The organism is Bradyrhizobium sp. B117 (assembly GCF_038969555.1).
Taxonomy (GTDB): Bacteria; Pseudomonadota; Alphaproteobacteria; order Rhizobiales; family Xanthobacteraceae; genus Bradyrhizobium.
In genome coordinates this window covers 4,032,699-4,051,342 of sequence record NZ_CP152414.1, presented here as the reverse complement: position 1 = coordinate 4,051,342, position 18,644 = coordinate 4,032,699, and the positions used below count along the sequence as shown (strand labels likewise).

The following is an 18,644-nucleotide window of genomic DNA, read 5'->3' as shown; positions in this document are numbered from 1 at the left end:
ATGTTCATCAAGATTGCTGCCCCCACAATGCTGCTCGCGGTCGTGATCGGACCGGTCGCCGCCGCAGAGACCCTCCCCGAAGCCATCGCCGCGCCGGGCGAGAGCGTCGTGCTCAGCGTCCACGCCGAGGGCGCGCAGGTCTATGAGTGCAAGGCGGGTGGCGACGGCAAGCTCGCCTGGGCCTTCCGCGAGCCGATCGCAACGCTGCTGTCCGAGGGCAAAACCATCGGCCGCCACTATGCCGGCCCGAGCTGGGAGCACGCGGACGGCAGCGCGGTGGTCGGCAAGGCCATCGGCAATGCGCCGGGCGCAACCGCTGCCGATATTCCCTGGCTGAAGCTGGAGGTCGCCTCCCGCCGCGGCGATGGCGCGCTGACGCCCGTCACTACGGTGCAGCGCATCAATACCCACGGCGGCAAGCTCGACGGCGCCTGCGACAAGGCCGGCGAGTTCAAGAGCGCGCCCTATTCGGCCGACTATGTTTTCCTGAAGAAGGGCTGACCGCTTAACGGTCGGTATCCTCGCGCTCCGCCTGCGCCAGCTCCGCCGCGGCAAGATCGCCGGTCTCCTCCAGCCGCGCCTTCGCGGTTTCGTGGACATGGGCGGCGAGCGTCGGCATGCGCGCGATCAGGGCGTGAAAATCCTGGGCGTCGAGCAGCAGCAGCCGCGTCTTGCGCGTCGCCGTCACCGTGCCGCTGCGTTTGGTTTTGTGCAGCAGCGCAATCTCGCCGAAGAAGGTGCCGTCGCCGAGCCGCACCTGCTGGCTCGGCAGCGCGATCTCGACCTCGCCGGCGGTGATGAAATACATCGACGAGGCGACGTCGCCTCGCCGCACCAGCACCTCGCCCTGCTCGATGGTGCGGGCCCGCAACAGGCGCATGATGTCGGCGATCTCCGCGGCGGACAGATGCGAGAACAGCGGCACCCGCGCCAGCATGCCCCAGGTGACGACGAAATCGCGCCGCCTCACCTCTTCCGCGAACGCCGAGGAGATGATCGCGACCGGCAGCGCGATCATGGCAAAGCCTGAGATGATCGCGAACACCGAGATGAATTTTCCGAGCGGCGTCACCGGCACGACGTCGCCATAGCCGACGGTGCCGAGCGTCACGATCGCCCACCACATCGCATCCGGAATGGTGCCGAGCTTGCCGGGCTGCACGTCGCGCTCGACGGCGTAGAGCAGCGAGGCGAAGGTCAGGACCACACCGAACAGGATGACGACGCAGCCGATCAGCGCCCGACGCTCGGCATGCACGGCCGCGAGCAGCGAGCGCATCGCCGGCGAATAGCGGATCAGCTTGAAGAACGGCAGCACGCCGAGCCCGGCCAGCGTCGCGTGCCGGCCGGTGGCAAGCACGACCGCTGCGGGGAGAAACGCCATGAGGTCGATGATGCCGAGCGCGGAGAAGGCATAAGAGAGCCGGTCGGACAGCGCCGAGCCCTCGCGCTGGGTGTGCCCTGCCACGGTCCACAGCCGCGCCAGATATTCGAGCGCGAACACGATCACGGCGAAGACGGCGATCGCGCTGAACAGCGTGTCGAACCGCGCGTCCAGCTCCGGCACCGAGGCCAAAATCATCGCGGCGAGGTTGAGCACGATGACGCCGATGATGAGCTGGATGAAGCGCGATCCGACCGAATAGGCCAGCGGATCGTGCTCCAGCAATTCATAGAGGCGATCCCTCAAATCGGGATCGGAAGGCCCACGTCCTCGCGGAACGAGGCGCATGGGCTTTACGCAGCCCCCATCGCTTTTTCGATCGCAGCTAGCGCCTCGGTCGCCTTGGCGCCGTCCGGGCCGCCGGCCTGGGCCATGTCGGGCCGACCGCCGCCACCCTTGCCGCCGAGGGCTTCGGAGGCAACGCGCACCAAGTTGACCGCGTTGAAGCGCGCGGTGAGGTCGGCGGTGACGCCGACCACGACGCCGGCCTTGCCGTCCTCGGTGACGCCGACGATCGCAACCACGCCGGAGCCGATCTGCTTCTTGCCGTCGTCGGCAAGGCTCTTGAGATCCTTCATCTCGATGCCTTCGACCGCGCGTGCCATCAGCTTGACGCCGCCGGCCTCGCGCACGCTCGCCGCTGCGCCATCGCCGCTCGATGCGCCACCGCCCATCGCGAGCTTCTTGCGGGCGTCGGAGAGCTCGCGCTCGAGCTTCTTGCGCTCCTCCATCAGCGCGGCGATGCGCGCCGGGACGTCGTCGAGCGAGGTGCGCAGCTCGTTCGCCGCGGTCTTCGCCAGCGCCATGGTGTCGTTGGCGTGCTTGCGCGCATAATTGCCGGTCAGCGCCTCGATGCGGCGCACGCCGGAGGCGACCGCGCTCTCACTGGTCAGCGTGATCAGGCCGATGTCGCCGGTGCGCCTGACATGCGTGCCGCCGCAGAGCTCGACCGACCAGCCGAGCGCATTGGCGCCGCGCTCGCGCGCGGTCCTGCCCATGGAGACGACGCGAACCTCGTCGCCATACTTCTCGCCGAACAGCGCGCGTGCTCCGGCCTCACGGGCCTCGTCAACGCCCATGACGCGGGTGGTGACCTCGTCGTTCTCCAGCACCACGTCGTTGGCGATGTCCTCGACGCGGGCAAGCTCTTCCGCCGTGATCGGCTTCGGATGCACGAAGTCGAAGCGCAGCCGGTCCGGCGCGACCATCGAGCCGCGCTGGGCGATATGATCGCCGAGCACCTGGCGCAGCGCCTCATGGATGAGATGCGTCGCCGAGTGATGCGCGCGGATCGAGGAGCGGCGCGAATGATCCACCTCGAGCTGGAGCGCGGTGCCGACCTTCACCTCGCCGCTCTCGACGGTGCCGACATGCACGAAGAAATCGCCGAGCTTCTTCTGCGTGTCGGTGACGCGGAATTTTAGGCCGCCCTCGCCCGTCAGCACGCCGGTATCGCCGACCTGGCCGCCGGACTCCGCATAGAACGGCGTCTGGTTCAGCACGATCGAACCCGTCTCGCCGGCCTTGAGGCTGGCGACTTCCTGGCCGTCCTTGACCAGCGCGGACACCACGCCTTCGGCGCTCTCGGTTTCATAGCCCAGGAATTCGGTGGCTCCGAGCTTTTCGCGCAGCGGGAACCAGATCGCTTCGGAAGCAGCCTCACCCGAACCCTTCCAGGACTCGCGCGCCTTGGCCTTCTGGCGCTCCATCGCGTCGGTGAACGCGGCCTGATCGACGCCGATGCCACGCGACTTCAGCGCGTCCTGGGTCAGGTCGAGCGGGAAGCCGTAGGTGTCGTACAGCGTGAAGGCGACGTCGCCGTCGAACATGTCGCCCTTTTTCAGGCCCGCGCTCTTCTCGTCCAGGATGGCGAGGCCACGCGAAAGAGTCTTGCGGAAGCGGGTCTCTTCGAGACGCAGCGTCTCCTCGATCAGATTCTCCGCGCGCATCAGGTCGGGATAGGCCTGGCCCATCTCGCGCACCAGCGCCCAGACCAGCCGATGCATCAGCGGCTCCTTGGCGCCCAGCAGCTGCGCATGGCGCATCGCGCGGCGCATGATCCGGCGCAGCACATAGCCACGGCCCTCGTTCGAGGGCAGCACGCCATCCGCGACCAGGAAGGCGGACGAACGCAAATGGTCGGCGATTACGCGGAACGAGGCGACGGTCTGCTCGTTCGGCCCGGTGCCGAGCGCCGACGACGTCGCATCGATCAAATGACGGAACAGGTCGGTCTCGAACACGCTGTCCACGCCCTGCATGATGCAGGCCATGCGCTCGAGGCCCATGCCGGTGTCGATCGAGGGACGCGGCAGATCCACGCGCTCCTCCTTGGTCACCTGCTCGTATTGCATGAACACGAGATTCCAGAATTCGAGGAAGCGGTCGCCGTCCTCCTCAGGAGAACCGGGAGGGCCACCCCAGATATGGTCGCCGCGATCGATGAAGATCTCCGAGCACGGCCCGCACGGGCCGGTGTCGCCCATCGCCCAGAAATTGTCGGAGGTCGGGATGCGGATGATGCGGTCGTCGGAGAAGCCGGCGATCTTCTTCCAGAGCCCGTGCGCCTCGTCGTCGGTGTGGTAGACGGTGACGAGCAGCTTGTCCTTCTTCAGCCCGAATTCCCCAGTGATGAGCTTCCAGGCGAGCTCGATCGCGCGTTCCTTGAAGTAGTCGCCGAACGAGAAGTTACCGAGCATCTCGAAGAAGGTGAGATGGCGCGCGGTGTAGCCGACATTGTCGAGGTCGTTGTGCTTGCCGCCGGCGCGCACGCATTTCTGCGACGTGGTCGCGCGCTGATAGGGCCGCTTCTCCACCCCGGTGAAGACGTTCTTGAACTGCACCATGCCGGCATTGGTGAACATCAACGTCGGATCGTTGCGCGGCACCAATGGCGAGGACGACACGATCTCGTGGCCGTTCTCGGCAAAGAAGTTCAGAAAGGTCGACCTGATCTCGTTGACGCCGCTCATGTTCATCCAATCGGGTGTGCTTGGACCCGCCGATCCGCCATCCAAACCTATCGATTTGGGCTGATATCTGCGGGCCAAAGCGCTTTTAGACAAGGCAAGCTTCGCTGTCCAGAAACTGTGCAGAGAGATCAGTGGGTTGCCGCAGGCGCGTAATCCCGTTGAAAGCCGCCAGGTGCGCGTTGACAGGCTTGGCCGGCCTGTGGTCTCTACCCATCTGTATCGTACGGCCACGTCGGGAGAGACCGGCATCTGGTAGCCGGCGCCGAAGGAGCAACCGCCCCGGAAACTCTCAGGCAAAAGGACCGCGTGGCTTTGACGACATCTGGAAAGAGGCGCTGGCGGGCGTAAGGCCCGGATGGCGTCCGCCGACGGGATAATACTCTCAGGCACAGCGACAGATGGGGCTTCGACTGGTTTGTCTTGGGGAATCGTCCCCGGGGAACCGCCGAGGGCCCTGTGATGCTTGCGTCAGACGACAAGAACTCCCTGAAACGTACCCCCCTTTACGACCTTCACATGTCGCTTGGCGGCAAGATGGTGCCGTTCGCGGGCTATGACATGCCCGTACAGTATCCCGCGGGCGTGCTGAAGGAGCACCTCCAGACCCGATCCGCCGCAGGCCTGTTTGATGTCTCCCATATGGGCCAGATCGCGCTTCGGCCGAAATCCGGGAGGGTCGAGGACGCCGCCCGCGCGCTGGAACGGCTGGTGCCGCAGGATATCGTGGCGATCGCGCCGGGCCGGCAGCGCTACGCCCAGTTCACCAATGAAGACGGCGGGATTCTCGACGATCTCATGGTCGCCAATTTCGGCGACCACCTGTTCCTGGTCGTCAACGCCGCCTGCAAGGACGCGGACGAGGCGCATCTGCGCGCGCATCTCTCGGGCGACTGCATCATCGATTCGCTTGAAGACCGCGCGCTGATCGCGCTGCAGGGCCCGAAGGCGGAGGCCGCGCTGGCGAAATTATGTGCAGAGGCGCCCGCCATGAAGTTCATGGATGCCGGCCCACATGAGGTCGCCGGCCTCGCCTGCTTCGTCTCTCGCTCCGGCTACACCGGCGAGGACGGTTTTGAGATTTCAGTCCCCGCGGCCGACGCCGAACGTCTCGCCAAAACGCTTCTGGAAAACCCCGACGTGATGCCGATCGGCCTTGGCGCGCGCGACAGCCTGCGGCTGGAAGCCGGGCTCTGCCTCTACGGCCACGACATCGACACCGCGACCACACCGGTCGAAGCCGCGCTGGAATGGTCGGTGCAGAAGAGCCGCCGCACTGGCGGCGCGCGCGCCGGCGGCTTTCCCGGAGCGGAAAAGATTCTCGCACATTTCGATCACGGCGCATCCCGCCGCCGCGTCGGCCTGCGCGCCGAGGGCCGCGCGCCGGTGCGCGAGGGCGCGCTGCTGTTTGCGGACGATGCGGGCGGCGAGCCCATTGGAAAAGTCACCTCGGGCGGCTTCGGCCCGAGCCTGAATGCGCCGGTGGCGATGGGCTATGTGCCCGCCGCCCTGAGCGCGCTCGACACAAAGCTCTTCGCCGAGGTGCGCGGCCAGCGACTGCCGCTTCAAGTCGCCGCCATGCCCTTCGTGAAAAACACCTACAAACGCTGAGGACAAGACAATGACCACGACGCTGTACACCTCCGACCACGAATGGCTCGCAATCGACGGCGATGTCGCCACCGTCGGCATCACCGATTACGCGCAGCAGCAGCTCGGCGACGTCGTGTTCGTCGAATTGCCCAAGGTCGGCCGCGCGTTGAAGAAGACCGAAGCCGCCGCCGTCGTGGAATCCGTGAAGGCCGCCTCCGACGTCTACGCGCCAATCTCCGGCGAAGTGCTCGCGACCAACGACGCGCTCGCCGCCGAGCCGGCGCTGGTGAACTCGGACGCGCAAGGCAAGGCGTGGTTCTTCAAGATCAAGATTGCCGACAAGGGCGAGCTCGGCGGCCTCATGGATGAAGCCGCCTACAAGGCACATACGGCGTGAAGATATGAGCCGAACCGCCGCCCCACACTCACTGTCATCATCCGCGAAGGCGGATGATCCAGTACGCTGCGGCCGATCGGCTCAATCACGAACGCCTGCGTTTATTGGATGCCCCGCCCCCGTGCGCAATTGCGCACTAGGCGGGGCATGACGGCGACAACGACATCTAAGCGAGGACCCATGATGACCGCGCACCGCAAATCCAACGGCGACACCGCCACCTTCGTTCGCCGCCACATCGGCCCCTCGGCGCGCGACGTCACCGCCATGCTTGAAGCCGTCAGCGCCAAAAGCGTCGATGCGCTGATGGCGGAGACGTTGCCGGCCTCGATCCGGCAGGCCGCCCCGCTCGATCTCGGCAAGCCGCTCAGCGAGACCGAGGCGATCGCGCACATGACCGAGCTTGGCCGACAGAACCAGGTCTTCACCTCGCTGATTGGCCAGGGCTATTCCGGCACGATCCTGCCGGCGGTGATTCAGCGCAACATCCTGGAGAATCCGGCCTGGTACACCGCCTACACGCCCTATCAGCCCGAGATCAGCCAGGGCCGGCTGGAGGCGCTGCTCAACTTCCAGACCATGATCTGCGACCTCACCGGGCTCGACGTCGCCAACGCCTCGCTGCTCGATGAGGCAACCGCGGCGGCCGAAGCGTTGGCGCTCGCGGAGCGGCACTCGCAGGTCAAGGCCAAAGCCTTCTTCGTCGACAAGGACGTGCATCCGCAGACGCTGGCTGTGATGCGCACCCGCGCCGAGCCGCTCGGCTGGAATCTGATCGTCGGCGATCCCCTCGCCGATCTCGACAAGGCGGACGTGCTCGGCGCGCTGCTGCAATATCCGGGCTCTTCGGGCGCCGTGCGCGACCTCCGGCCCGCGATCGCAGCGCTGAAGGCCAAGGGCGCGCTCGCGATCGTTGCCGCTGATCTGCTCGCGCTCACCCTGCTCGCCTCGCCGGGCGAGCTCGGGGCCGACATCGCAATCGGCTCGGCGCAGCGCTTTGGCGTGCCGATGGGTTATGGCGGACCGCACGCGGCCTATATGGCGGTGCGCGATGCGCTGAAGCGCTCGCTGCCCGGCCGCATCGTCGGCCTCTCCGTGGATTCGCGCGGGGCACCGGCCTATCGCCTGGCGCTGCAGACCCGCGAGCAGCACATCCGCCGCGAGAAGGCGACCTCCAACATCTGCACCGCGCAGGTGCTGCTCGCCGTGATCGCTTCGATGTACGCGGTCTATCACGGCCCCGAGGGCCTGACGCAGATCGCGCGCAACGTACATCGCCGCACCGCCGTGCTCGCGGCGGGCCTGCGCAAGCTCGGCTTTGCGCTACAGTCGGAGAATTTCTTCGACACGCTCAGCGTCGATGCCGGCGCCAAGCGCGGCGAGATCATCGCGCGCGCGGCGGCCGAGAAGATCAATCTCGGCGTCAGCGAGACCAATCTGCGCATCGCGCTCGACGAGACCACAACGCCCGCGACGGTGGAAGCCGTCTGGCGCGCCTTCGGCGGCACGCTTGCCTATGCCGAGATCGACGCCACCACGCGCGAGGCGCTGCCGGAGGCGCTGAAGCGCACGACCGACTTCCTCACCCATCCCGTCTTCCACGCGCATCGCTCGGAGACCGAGATGCTGCGCTACATGCGCAAGCTCTCGGACCGCGACCTCGCGCTCGACCGCGCCATGATCCCGCTCGGCTCCTGCACGATGAAGCTGAACGCGACCACCGAAATGATGCCGCTGACCTGGCCGGAATTCGGCTCGCTGCACCCGTTCGTGCCGCGCGAGCAGGCGGCCGGCTATCATGCGCTGTTCGCGCGGCTGGAAAAATGGCTGTGCGACATCACCGGCTATGACGCGATCTCGCTCCAGCCCAATTCTGGCGCCCAAGGCGAATACGCCGGCCTGCTTGCGATCCGTGGCTATCACGCAGCACGCGGAGAGAGCCATCGCAAGATCTGCCTGATCCCCTCCTCCGCCCACGGCACCAACCCGGCCTCGGCCGCGATGGTCGGCATGGACGTGGTGGTGGTCGCCTGCGAGAAGAACGGCGACGTCGACGTCAACGATCTCCGCGCCAAGGCGGAGAAGCATTCGAACGACCTCGCCGCTGTGATGATCACCTATCCCTCGACCCACGGCGTGTTCGAGGAGCACATTCGCGAGATCTGCGACATCGTGCACGGCCATGGTAGCCAGGTGTATCTCGACGGTGCCAACCTCAACGCGCAGGTCGGCCTTAGCAGGCCCGGCGATTACGGCGCCGACGTCAGCCATCTCAATCTGCACAAGACCTTCTGCATCCCGCATGGCGGCGGCGGCCCCGGCATGGGTCCGATCGGCGTCAAGGCGCATCTTGCGCCGTTCCTGCCGGGTCATCCGGCGACGCAGGCTGAAGCTCCGGTCGGCCCGGTCTCGGCCGCGCCGTTCGGCTCGGCCTCGATCCTGACCATCTCCTACATCTACATCCTGATGATGGGGGGCGAAGGCTTGAAGCGCGCGACCGAGATCGCGATCCTCAACGCCAACTACATCGCAGCGCGCCTCGATCCGCACTTCCCGGTGCTCTACAAGAACGCCAAGGGCCGCGTCGCGCATGAGTGCATCGTCGATCCGCGGCCGCTGAAGACGACGAGCGGCGTCACCGTCGACGACATCGCAAAACGCCTGATCGACTATGGCTTCCATGCCCCCACCATGAGCTTCCCGGTGCCGGGCACGCTGATGATCGAGCCGACCGAATCGGAATCCAAGGCGGAGCTGGATCGCTTCTGCGATGCCATGATCGCGATCCGGAAAGAGATCGCCGAGGTCGAAGCCGGCCGCTTCAAGATCGAAGCCTCGCCGCTGCGCCACGCTCCGCACACCGTGCACGACATCGCGGATGACGACTGGAAGCGCGCCTACACCCGCAGCGAAGGCTGCTTCCCCGACGGGGTCTCGCGTACTGACAAGTATTGGTGCCCGGTCGGCCGCGTCGACAACGTCTATGGCGACCGCAATCTGGTGTGCTCGTGCCCGCCGGTGAGCGATTACGCGGAAGCTGCGGAGTAAGACGCGACGGAGGTCTCGCAGGGTGGGCAAAACGCAAGCGTGCCCACCACCTTTGCATGCGGTGAAAGATGGTGGGCACGGCGCTTGCGCGCCTTTGCCCACCCTACGATCCTAGCCGTCGGGCCAAAGCATCAGGCTTTCCGACCGGGCCACAAGGCTCTGGCAGTGGGTGCCCGCGACCGTGAGTGCCCAGGCTTGGGATTCATCAATCTTTCCCTGGAGTTCCGCGACCTCACTCGCTTGCCAGTGCCCCCTTTCGCGTCCCAGCGGCAAGGCCTCGGTCTCCGAAGCAATTCCAACGAAGGGCAAGACATCGGAATCGTCTTCAAGACGGGCCTTGAAGCTGTGCCTTGCGATTGCCCTGGCACCTTCTACCGGAGACACGCTTCCGGAAAGTATGCTTTTCGCCGTCTCAATAATGATCCGGCGAGCGGCAATGACCTCGGATTGATTCCAACTCACAGCGATCCCGGGCTCAACAACTGATCCGATATCTCTTGTACCACCAAACGAAACGGGCACCGAAGACGTCGGCAACTCAACGTCCTCAGTGCCCGCTCCTCGCGAAAACTTTTCGCGGTAAGGCTTATTCCTCCGCCGGCTCCTCGCCGTCGGCGTCGCTCTCAGGCGTGCCGGCCAAAATCTGCTCGGAGATCAGGCCGGAGTTCTGGCGGATCGAGGTCTCGATCTTGGCGGTGATGTCGGGGTTGGCCTTCAAGAACGCTTTCGAGTTCTCGCGGCCCTGGCCGAGGCGCTGGCTGTCATAGGAGAACCAGGCGCCCGACTTCTCGACGATGCCGGCCTTGACGCCGAGATCGAGGATCTCGCCCATCTTGGAAACGCCCTCGCCGTACATGATGTCGAACTCGACCTGCTTGAAGGGCGGCGCCAGCTTGTTCTTCACCACCTTGACGCGCGTGGTGTTGCCGACCACTTCGTCGCGCTCCTTGATCGCGCCGATGCGGCGGATGTCGAGGCGGACGGAGGCGTAGAACTTCAGCGCGTTGCCGCCGGTCGTGGTTTCGGGCGAGCCGTACATCACACCGATCTTCATGCGGATCTGGTTGATGAAGATCACCATGGTGTTGGACTTGTTGATGGAGGCGGTCAGCTTGCGCAGCGCCTGGCTCATCAGACGTGCCTGCAGGCCCGGCAGCGCATCGCCCATCTCGCCTTCGAGCTCGGCCTTCGGCACCAGGGCCGCGACCGAATCGACCACCAGCACGTCCACCGCACCCGAGCGCACCAGCGTGTCGCAGATTTCCAGCGCCTGCTCGCCGGTGTCGGGCTGCGAGATCAGGAGTTCGTCGATGTTGACGCCCAGCTTGCGGGCATAGACCGGGTCGAGCGCGTGCTCGGCGTCGATGAAGGCGCAGATGCCGCCCTTCTTTTGCGCTTCCGCCACCGTGTGCAGCGCCAGCGTGGTCTTGCCCGAGGATTCCGGCCCGTAGATCTCGACGATGCGCCCCTTGGGCAGACCGCCGATGCCGAGCGCGATATCGAGCCCGAGCGAGCCGGAGGACACCGCCTCGATGTCCATGGACCGGTCGTTCTTGCCCAGCTTCATCACCGATCCCTTGCCGAATTGGCGCTCGATCTGGGAGAGCGCGGCGGCCAGGGCTTTACTCTTGTCCATGGAAGATCCTTCGACGATACGCAGGGCAGTGGCGGACATTGGGTCGTGCTCCTTATGGCGAGGATTCGCGTGTGGGACAAACAATTGGCGAGGCGCTCGGCGATAAAAGCAATGTACACCATCTGTTCTCTGTTCGCAATATGTTCTTTTCAGAGATCGGGGTACTGTCCGTATTTAAGCCCCAGTGTCCTAAGTTGAATTTTGCGGTGTCCTAATTTGTTCGCGGCGGGCCTAGTTCTGTTCATGGCCCCTGTTCTTCTGTTCTTGCCTCGAACAGACTAGGCCGAATGGATGCGCAGTTTGCACCAGAGGCCGCCTCAGTCGGCTTTTCGCCCCTAAATTCAATTTTGAACCGATGCAACCCGTGGCAGTTTATATGCATCACCGGCCGAGGCTCTGCCCGTAGGCGTCGGTGGCTGAGAGACCGAGAGCGCTCCCGCCTGCTACCAGGGAGTGCCGCTATGTCGGACTATTCTCACAAAATCGCCGTTCAGACCGCACTAATCGCCACAGAAATCGAGCGCACGCAGCAGATTTGCAGACACTCGCTGGAGCTGCTCCGGATACCCATCCCCAGCACCTTTCTCGGGAACAGATTGCATCCGCTGCCAGAAAGAGAGGACGAGGAGTAAGGCCGCCTCAGTTGGCGGCCTCTTTCATTCCTCGTCAGCGAACTTCGGCCGGTATCGTTCAACCGTTGGCTTAAGCCGCTTCTTGCGCCTCACATTAGGACAGCACCAGAGATCGAGGGCTGCCCGTATTTGACCCTCGGTGTCCTAAGTTGATTTTTGCGGTGTGCGAACGTCCTAAATCCACCTCAGCGATGTCCCGCCACGTGACACAAAACGGTCGTGTCCCCAGTGATGGTGTAGCTCGGTAGAGCGAAGCCGTCCGCGCGCGCGCCCTCAGATAGCGCCGTAGCGGGCGGACGGCTTTGCGGTGGTCACCGGCAGTTCGCCGGTAGGGTCGGGTTGCTGACACCAACCTGATTCGAGGAACCACCGATGACCGACGAGATGATGAACCTTCGCGCGCTCGTGGAGAAGGCCCCAGACGCCGATCTGCTTCGCGAGATGATTGGCTTTGCCGCCCAGCGATTGATGGAGCTGGAGGTCGCCGGGCTGACCGGAGCGGCCTACGGCGAGAAGAATGCCGAGCGCCTTGCCCAGCGTAACGGCTACCGTGACCGGACCTGGGAGACGCGCGCCGGCGCGGTCGAGCTGCGCATTCCCAAGCTGCGCAAAGGAAGCTACTTCCCGGGCTTCCTGGAGCCGCGTCGGATGGCCGAAAAGGCGCTCACCGCGGTGGTGCAGGAAGCCTATGTGCAGGGCGTCTCGACCCGATCCGTCGATGATCTGGTCCAGGCTATGGGCATGACTGGCATCTCCAAGAGCCAGGTGAGCCGACTGTGTGCCGAGATCGACGACAAGGTGAAGGCCTTCCTCGCCCGACCGATCGAGGGTGACTGGCCGTATCTGTGGATCGACGCCACCTACGTGAAGGTCCGCCAGAATGGCCGGATTGTCTCGGTCGCGGTGATCATCGCGGTCGGCGTCAACAGCGACGGCCGGCGTGAAGTTCTCGGCATGGACATCGGTCCCTCGGAGGCCGAGACGTTCTGGACCGCGTTCTTGCGCAAGCTCGCTCGGCGCGGGCTTCGTGGCGTCAAGCTCGTGATCTCCGATGCGCATGAGGGCATCAAGGCCGCCGTCAGCAAGGTGCTCAACACCGCCTGGCAACGCTGCCGCGTCCACTTCATGCGCAACGTCCTGGCCCATGCCGGCAAGAGCGGAAGACGCGTCGTCTCCGCCTTCATCGCCACCGCCTTTGCCCAGGACGATGCCGAAGCGGCCAGGGCTCAGTGGCGCAAGGTCGCCGACCAGCTCCGTCCCAAACTGCCAAAGCTCGCCGCCTTCATGGATGAGGCCGAGCCAGACGTGCTCGCCTATATGAGCTTCCCGCCTCAGCACCGTGCCAAGCTGCATTCGACCAATCCGATCGAGCGCCTCAACGGCGAGATCAAGCGGCGGACCGAGGTGGTTGGCATCTTCCCAAATGAAGACGCCATCGTTCGCCTGGTCGGCGCGATCCTGCTCGAGCAGAACGACGAGTGGGCGGTTCAGCGGGCCCGCTACATGACGCTGGAAACCATCGCGCCGTTGAGCGATGATCCCATCGTCGGCTTGCCCGCCGTGGCAGGCTGATGCCTTCCGACCCGCCGGAAAATCGGCGGTGACCTGCCGTCAGCTACACCACGCCATGGGACACGATCCACAAAACCTTGGCATAGGTTGTGCAGACTATTCATCACCGGGAAATTGCTCATTCCCACCCGGGGCTGGAAAGCCGCCGCCCGCGCTCAATTTAAGCGGGCGGCGTTTTTATTTCGCCCAAGCTTCCGCTGCCCCAATCCGATTTGTCGGGCGTCCCAATTGGGACAGCACCATAAATCATGGTCCTCGAGCCTCCCGAAGTTGAATTTTGAGGTGCCCTGCTCCGCAGGTTGAAGCGTCGGCCGTGCCGCGGTGGGCGCTTGCATTTCAATGCTACAATGTGTAGCGCTTCAATTCGTAGCGCTACGAGACGTAGACAATCTCAGGAGGAGACAATGAAGTCGATGATCAAGATCGCGCTCGCGCTGGCCGTGTTAGCCGGCCCGGCGGCGGCCTACGCCCACACGTCGTGCGGTCCGATGTCGTCGGGCGCTCCGAAGGTCGGTGTCAAAATCACGAAGCGGTGGCAGTTGCACGACGGCTGCCACAGCCGCTACGCGCAGATGCTGGGCAAGCCCTGCCACTAAAGCGCGATGAGATTTGGATGAACCGTCATCGCGCTTTAGGACATTCGAGCGGATCTCACCGCGCGGCCATCCCGTTGGCAACCTTTCTTTGGGCCTGACGGCAGATTCAATCTTGCCGTGCAGCTCTTCCATTGAAGCTGATGCGCAGCAAAGACACAGCCGCCGATCGCCGTCATAAATCCGCAATCCTGCGGCACCGAACCTTTGCGCGGTTACCGGCTTTGTCGGGACGGGGCCGCTACAGCGGGGAGCTCTGTCATGACCGAAGACACGCACCACGACGCGACGAGGCGCAATCATTTCCTCGCGGCGGCGCTCGAGGAGATGGCGAAGTTCGAGCGCAAGGAAAACGAGTTCCGCAAGAAGGACCGCGAGGAGCGCGCCGCCGAGCTCCGCCTTCCCCTGCACGAAATCAAGGTCCATTAGACCGCGCCAGGACCCGTTTGGTCAGGCCCTGTTTGGCAACCTACTTCGGAGCTGACCGGCCCTTCCGGCGCGGCTGAGCGCGCCCGTGCCTGCCGGGCGACCGACCGTCTTGCTTGCGGCTGCGAAACCGCACTACACCTACATTAGGTCATTGATTGCGCAGCGAAATTTCCCAGCGCCCTACTGTGCATGGGGTTGTTTTCAGCTTTTGAAAGCCGCCACCGAGCGGGCCCGATGACTCGGACCCGCTTTCCGCGCGCCTGACGCCGCCTATAGCAGCATCAGCAGCGCGATGCCGATCACCAGCACCACGAAGCCAGCCGCCGTCGCGGCGGCAAATGACCGCTCTACGTTATCCATGATGCCACCCCGTTCTCGGCGCGCCACGTTTCCCCCATGGCATCGCCGAAGCAGTGGAATCTCGCCCGCGGGTGTGGCTCCAGTTGTGCGATCGGATGGCCAAATTGGGACCTGTGCGGGGCCAGTCTGCGGCTTCGTGGCGCGCAAGCTTTCGCGACGGCCGTCAGGCGCCTGTAAGCCGACTCTCCTAATTTCGTCGCGCCCGGTGGGCCAACACCGGGCCTCCATACAGTCGATGACCCCGCTCGACCCCGAGCGGGGTTTTCTGTTTGCGGGGGCACCGGAGCGACCGGAATGTCAGGCTGCCGTAAGCTGAGGCCGCTAGGGTCGTCAGGCTATGGTGTTGCAGCCCAGCACCTCAGCCTCCAATAACCTTCGACCCGCTTGGCTCTCCCCAAGCGGGTTTTTTCATGCCTGCCTGCCGGTACGCGCGGCGGTCTCCTCCCGCGTCAGGCGCAGCGAGAAGGCGCGGATCGCGGGCGCGGCCAGCAGCACGATCGGCAGCATCGCGGCCCATGCGACCAGCCACGACAGCGTCCAGTGCTGCAGGAAGAGCATTGTGCTTGCCGCGGGAAAGCTGGCGATCCCGGCCGCGATCAACGAGGTCAGTCCGGACTGAATCACGCCGAAGACGAAATGACTGTAGCGGCGGGGAATGCCGAGCATGAGGTGCCCACATCGTTGCATGTTGCTTGCCGTCATGAGGCGAAGCAAGGCACATGCCGTCGCTCGCATGGCGCCTCGATGCGCGCCCGCGTCGATCCGTGTCGCGCGCGGAACTCTGTTCATGGTCGGAGAACCACGGAGTACCGGCGCTCGCGCAGGGCATCTTTCGGAATTCGATTTCGCTTGTTTCGGAGCGCGCGCGTTCTCGGGATAGCCGTGAACTTCCCGGGGCTTATCGTCAGATTTCGCTTGTCGCGGGAATATTAACACGCCCAACATGTTTGGGCATGTGATGAGGGTGAATCGTGGGAGGTGGCCATGAATCACAGGGGCGTCGAGTTCACCGTCGCCAAGACGGCAATCCCCGGGGTCTGGCAGTGGCAGTTCCGGATCGGCGAGCAGGTCAAGACCGGCAAGACCGAGACCAAGATCGATCTGCTGGCGATCCGGCGGGTGCAGCTGCGCATTGATCGGGAGCTGAAGGCGATCGGGCGCAAGACGGCTTAAGCAAGACGGCTTGAGCAAGACCGCTTGAACAAGACGGCTTGAGCGAAGGCAGCGCGATCCCGTCGCGCCCCAAGCAAGCCATCGGGTCCGACGGGGCCTATTCCGTAGCCGCCCGGAATTGATCTGCGGATGGTTTGGGACTGCACTGCGCGCCCATGGCCTTGGGGGCGGGGCCGTCACGCGCGATCGGTGTCAGCCATGCCGCTCTACTTCTTTCGAATCCGGAACGGCCGTTATTCCGGCTGTGCGGACCAGGCGACGGAATTTGCCGATCGCGATTCGGCCTGGAGGGAGATGACCAGCGTCTGCGCCGACATGGCGGCCGGCATCGCCCGCAAGCTCCAGCAAAACTCCGAATGGGACATGGAGCTGCTCGACGAGGCCAAGGAGCCCGTGTTCCGGATCCGCATCGTCGCGGAAACCCTCGAGTAGCGCCCCGCCCCTAATCCGCGCTCGGCAGCCGCCGCATGGTGAATTCGATGTCGCCGCCGGGCAGCTCCCGCCAGGTCTCGACGGCGCTCATATAGCCGGCCTTGGGGTAGCGGGCGAAGAAGGCCTCCGCCCTCGCCCGCGCCGCCGGGCGCGGCAGGGTGAAGGTCTCGCGCAGATAGCCGTCGCCGGTGGTCGCGCCCGGCTTGCCGCCGGTCTTGCGACGGCGCGCCATCCGTTCGGCGAGATCCCGCGGCCGGTCGGCCATGTCCGCCCTCCTCTACGCAATACTGACGGGCTCAATGTAGGGAGCGGGCCGCCTGAAAAGGAGTCCTGTTGCGGAGGCGTCGTTGCGGCCTCCGACGGGCGCTGCGGTCAGTTGGCTGCGGTGCCGCTCTTGCTCTTCTTCGGCGCGCCGCTTGCCGCAGAGGCCTTCGGCGCCGCCGGCTGCTTCGGCGGATCGGAGCGCATGCCGCCCCAGGGATCACTGGACGACTTGGCGTCCGGAATCTTCTTCAGCGTTTCCTTGTAGGCCTTCTCACGCTCGGCATCCGCGGCTTTCTCCTCGGGGGTCTTGCTCGGGCCGTCCTGCAGCAGGTTGAGATTGGGCATTTGCGCGTAGGCCGGTCCCGCCGCCACGGCCAGCAGCACCGCCGCCATACGGAAAAACTTCATCACTCACTCCTCGATCATCCAATCAGAGGCGGATCAACCGCGCCTCGTCATCCCTGTCAACAGCCCGCTCGGGGCCGAATGGCGCGCTAGAGCCGGTCCGACCGGCACGAGTTCGGCGTATGCAGCCAATCGTCCCAGATCGGGCCGCATCTGGTGCAGCCGTCCAACACGAGGCCAAGCGCCAACAGCGAAAACACGAGGACACACCGACGCAACACCATCCACCCGCTCCCAAGCGAGCTATCATATCGGCCGAAGTCGGGCATTTTCAAGCCGACGGGGCCGGCGCCGGACCGGGTGACTTTGCCGCGCCAATCCGCGCAGAATGGTTCGAAACATCCGGCAACAATGGAGGACACGACAGCAATGCAAACGCAGCCAGAAGCCGGATTCGGCATCGCTGATGCGAGACGCATCCTCGGCGAGGTCTTTGCACCCTGGATCCAGGATCTCAACCTCGCCGTCGAGCGCATCGAGCACATCCAGCCGGCAGACGTGCCGGACTGGCAGCCCGGCGCGCTGCTGCGCATGCCGTTCTCGGAGCGGCTGTGCCGCAACGGCGGCGTGGTCTGCGGCCAGGCGCTGATGGCGCTCGCCGACACCGCGATGGTGATCGCGAACCTCGCCGCCAATCGCGGCTATCGTCCGATGACGACGGTCGACCAGACCACGCATTTCATGCGCGCGGTCTCCTCCTCGGATGTGCTGGCCGATGCGCGCGTGGTGCGGCTCGGGCGCACCATGAGCTTCGGCCGCGTCACGCTGCTCTCGGCCGCCGACAACAAGCAGGTCGCGATGGTGTCGAGCGCGTTCGCGATGTTGCCGGGCTGAGCATCAGCCGAAAAAAAGAGAGCCGCGTGAGCGCAAGGCGCGTCGCGGCTCTCCATCACGTTCGCATCCGCCGAAGCGCGATTGCATCCGCGCTTCGATCGGCGCACTTCAAGAATTACTTGCCGAGGATCTCGTCGGCCGCGGTGACGACGCTGACGGTCGGATTCTTTCCGCAATAGGCGCCGAACTTCTTGGCGTTCTCGATGAACACCTCGGTGTCGATGATCGCGTTGTCCTCATCGCCCTTGTACCAGCCATCCATCCAGGTCAGCACGACCGCGATGTTGTCTTCGCCACTGTCGAGGAATTGCTTGCAGGTCATGGTCGAGAGGTCCCACTTGACGGCGTGGGCGGGCATCGATGTCAGCGCGAATGCTGCGGCGAACAGGATCGAAAGCGTAGTCTTCATCGGAATCTCCATCGGCGTAACGCCATAAAGGAAAGGCTTGCGGGACAAGTCGGCGGGAAGTGACTCACCGCTTCAACGTCGTAAACGAAGTCTGAAGCGTTGCACAAGTAGCGCCAGTATTGAGTTTAGATCAACGCAATTTCTATGCGCTATTTCACAATCGTCGTTATGGATTAATGCGGATGATCGAGAAACGTGCAGCGCAGCGTCACCGCGTCTTCAAGGGTGGGACCATCACCTTTGAAAGCAGCAGCATCGCGTGCACGGTACGAAACATGTCTGAAGGCGGCGCGGCGATCGACCTCGATTCACCCGTCACACTGCCGCAATCATTCACGCTCTCGATCGCGCGCGACAATTTCGTGCGGAATTGCCGCCCCGTATGGCGCAGCGACCGGCGCGTCGGCCTCGCTTTCGTTCAATAATTCGCGCGATGTGAACGAACGTTCGCATC

Annotated in this window: 19 protein-coding genes and 1 riboswitch; of the genes, 11 read left to right on the top strand and 8 right to left on the bottom strand. The window is 64.5% G+C overall.

The annotated features are described in order from the left end of the window. Window positions 1–501 (top strand): DUF3455 domain-containing protein, encoded by a 501-nt coding sequence (locus AAFG16_RS19735; RefSeq protein WP_342740267.1) that lies wholly within the window; start codon window positions 1–3, stop codon window positions 499–501. A gap of 4 nt (window positions 502–505) precedes the next feature. On the opposite strand, the gene AAFG16_RS19730 is transcribed toward AAFG16_RS19735, so the two are convergent. Next, the gene (locus tag AAFG16_RS19730; protein ID WP_342740266.1) at window positions 506–1,732 is read right to left on the bottom strand and encodes a cyclic nucleotide-gated ion channel; all 1,227 of its coding nucleotides are present in this window, start codon (window positions 1,730–1,732) and stop codon (window positions 506–508) included. A 5-nt stretch (window positions 1,733–1,737) separates the two neighbouring features. Beyond that, window positions 1,738–4,416, bottom strand: a complete 2,679-nt coding sequence (gene alaS / locus AAFG16_RS19725) for an alanine--tRNA ligase (RefSeq protein WP_342740265.1) — start codon at window positions 4,414–4,416, stop codon at window positions 1,738–1,740. Between the two features lie 223 nt (window positions 4,417–4,639). Continuing rightward, window positions 4,640–4,730: riboswitch (glycine riboswitch) on the top strand. A gap of 145 nt (window positions 4,731–4,875) precedes the next feature. On the opposite strand from alaS, the gene gcvT reads away from it, so the two are divergent. From gcvT to gcvP, 3 genes are all read left to right on the top strand, one after another. Next, the gene (gene gcvT / locus AAFG16_RS19720; protein ID WP_342740264.1) at window positions 4,876–6,024 is read left to right on the top strand and encodes a glycine cleavage system aminomethyltransferase GcvT; all 1,149 of its coding nucleotides are present in this window, start codon (window positions 4,876–4,878) and stop codon (window positions 6,022–6,024) included. A 10-nt stretch (window positions 6,025–6,034) separates the two neighbouring features. Beyond that, window positions 6,035–6,403: a glycine cleavage system protein GcvH gene (gene gcvH / locus AAFG16_RS19715; RefSeq protein WP_283085948.1), complete on the top strand. Its 369-nt coding sequence runs from the start codon at window positions 6,035–6,037 to the stop codon at window positions 6,401–6,403. A 183-nt stretch (window positions 6,404–6,586) separates the two neighbouring features. Beyond that, on the top strand, window positions 6,587–9,451 hold the full coding sequence (gene gcvP, locus AAFG16_RS19710) for an aminomethyl-transferring glycine dehydrogenase (RefSeq protein WP_342740942.1): 2,865 nt from the start codon (window positions 6,587–6,589) through the stop codon (window positions 9,449–9,451). A gap of 111 nt (window positions 9,452–9,562) precedes the next feature. Here the strand turns inward: gcvP and AAFG16_RS19705 are convergent, their stop codons facing one another. Beyond that, window positions 9,563–9,988, bottom strand: coding sequence for a hypothetical protein (locus AAFG16_RS19705; protein ID WP_342740263.1), 426 nt, complete (start codon window positions 9,986–9,988; stop codon window positions 9,563–9,565). Window positions 9,989–10,037: 49 nt separating this feature from the next. Beyond that, complete coding sequence (gene recA / locus AAFG16_RS19700; RefSeq protein ID WP_018642760.1) at window positions 10,038–11,126, bottom strand: recombinase RecA; 1,089 nt, start codon at window positions 11,124–11,126, stop codon at window positions 10,038–10,040. A gap of 965 nt (window positions 11,127–12,091) precedes the next feature. Here recA and AAFG16_RS19695 point away from each other — a divergent pair. From AAFG16_RS19695 to AAFG16_RS19685, 3 genes are all read left to right on the top strand, one after another. Then, the gene (locus AAFG16_RS19695; protein WP_342732874.1) at window positions 12,092–13,291 is read left to right on the top strand and encodes an IS256 family transposase; all 1,200 of its coding nucleotides are present in this window, start codon (window positions 12,092–12,094) and stop codon (window positions 13,289–13,291) included. Between the two features lie 404 nt (window positions 13,292–13,695). After that, complete coding sequence (locus AAFG16_RS19690; protein WP_342740262.1) at window positions 13,696–13,887, top strand: hypothetical protein; 192 nt, start codon at window positions 13,696–13,698, stop codon at window positions 13,885–13,887. Window positions 13,888–14,145: 258 nt separating this feature from the next. Then, on the top strand, window positions 14,146–14,313 hold the full coding sequence (locus tag AAFG16_RS19685; protein WP_283085945.1) for a hypothetical protein: 168 nt from the start codon (window positions 14,146–14,148) through the stop codon (window positions 14,311–14,313). A gap of 768 nt (window positions 14,314–15,081) precedes the next feature. Here the strand turns inward: AAFG16_RS19685 and AAFG16_RS19680 are convergent. Then, a complete protein-coding gene (locus tag AAFG16_RS19680; RefSeq protein WP_283085944.1) occupies window positions 15,082–15,339 on the bottom strand; it encodes a DUF2798 domain-containing protein in 258 nt (85 codons plus the stop codon). 318 nt (window positions 15,340–15,657) lie between these two features. Here AAFG16_RS19680 and AAFG16_RS19675 point away from each other — a divergent pair, with 318 nt between their 5' ends. Together AAFG16_RS19675 and AAFG16_RS19670 are read left to right on the top strand one after the other, a co-directional pair. Then, window positions 15,658–15,846: a hypothetical protein gene (locus AAFG16_RS19675; protein ID WP_027560274.1), complete on the top strand. Its 189-nt coding sequence runs from the start codon at window positions 15,658–15,660 to the stop codon at window positions 15,844–15,846. Between the two features lie 198 nt (window positions 15,847–16,044). Then, window positions 16,045–16,278, top strand: coding sequence for a hypothetical protein (locus AAFG16_RS19670; RefSeq protein ID WP_342740261.1), 234 nt, complete (start codon window positions 16,045–16,047; stop codon window positions 16,276–16,278). A 10-nt stretch (window positions 16,279–16,288) separates the two neighbouring features. Here the strand turns inward: AAFG16_RS19670 and AAFG16_RS19665 are convergent, their stop codons facing one another. Both AAFG16_RS19665 and AAFG16_RS19660 read right to left on the bottom strand, forming a co-directional pair. Continuing rightward, window positions 16,289–16,543, bottom strand: a complete 255-nt coding sequence (locus AAFG16_RS19665) for a hypothetical protein (RefSeq protein WP_283085942.1) — start codon at window positions 16,541–16,543, stop codon at window positions 16,289–16,291. A 107-nt stretch (window positions 16,544–16,650) separates the two neighbouring features. After that, complete coding sequence (locus AAFG16_RS19660; protein WP_342740260.1) at window positions 16,651–16,950, bottom strand: hypothetical protein; 300 nt, start codon at window positions 16,948–16,950, stop codon at window positions 16,651–16,653. Between the two features lie 366 nt (window positions 16,951–17,316). On the opposite strand from AAFG16_RS19660, the gene AAFG16_RS19655 reads away from it, so the two are divergent. Beyond that, window positions 17,317–17,781: a PaaI family thioesterase gene (locus tag AAFG16_RS19655; RefSeq protein ID WP_342740259.1), complete on the top strand. Its 465-nt coding sequence runs from the start codon at window positions 17,317–17,319 to the stop codon at window positions 17,779–17,781. 115 nt (window positions 17,782–17,896) lie between these two features. On the opposite strand, the gene AAFG16_RS19650 is transcribed toward AAFG16_RS19655, so the two are convergent. Further along, window positions 17,897–18,190: an HdeA family protein gene (locus tag AAFG16_RS19650; protein ID WP_283085939.1), complete on the bottom strand. Its 294-nt coding sequence runs from the start codon at window positions 18,188–18,190 to the stop codon at window positions 17,897–17,899. A 182-nt stretch (window positions 18,191–18,372) separates the two neighbouring features. Here AAFG16_RS19650 and AAFG16_RS19645 point away from each other — a divergent pair, with 182 nt between their 5' ends. Beyond that, window positions 18,373–18,615: a PilZ domain-containing protein gene (locus tag AAFG16_RS19645; protein ID WP_342740941.1), complete on the top strand. Its 243-nt coding sequence runs from the start codon at window positions 18,373–18,375 to the stop codon at window positions 18,613–18,615. Window positions 18,616–18,644 lie beyond the last annotated feature (29 nt).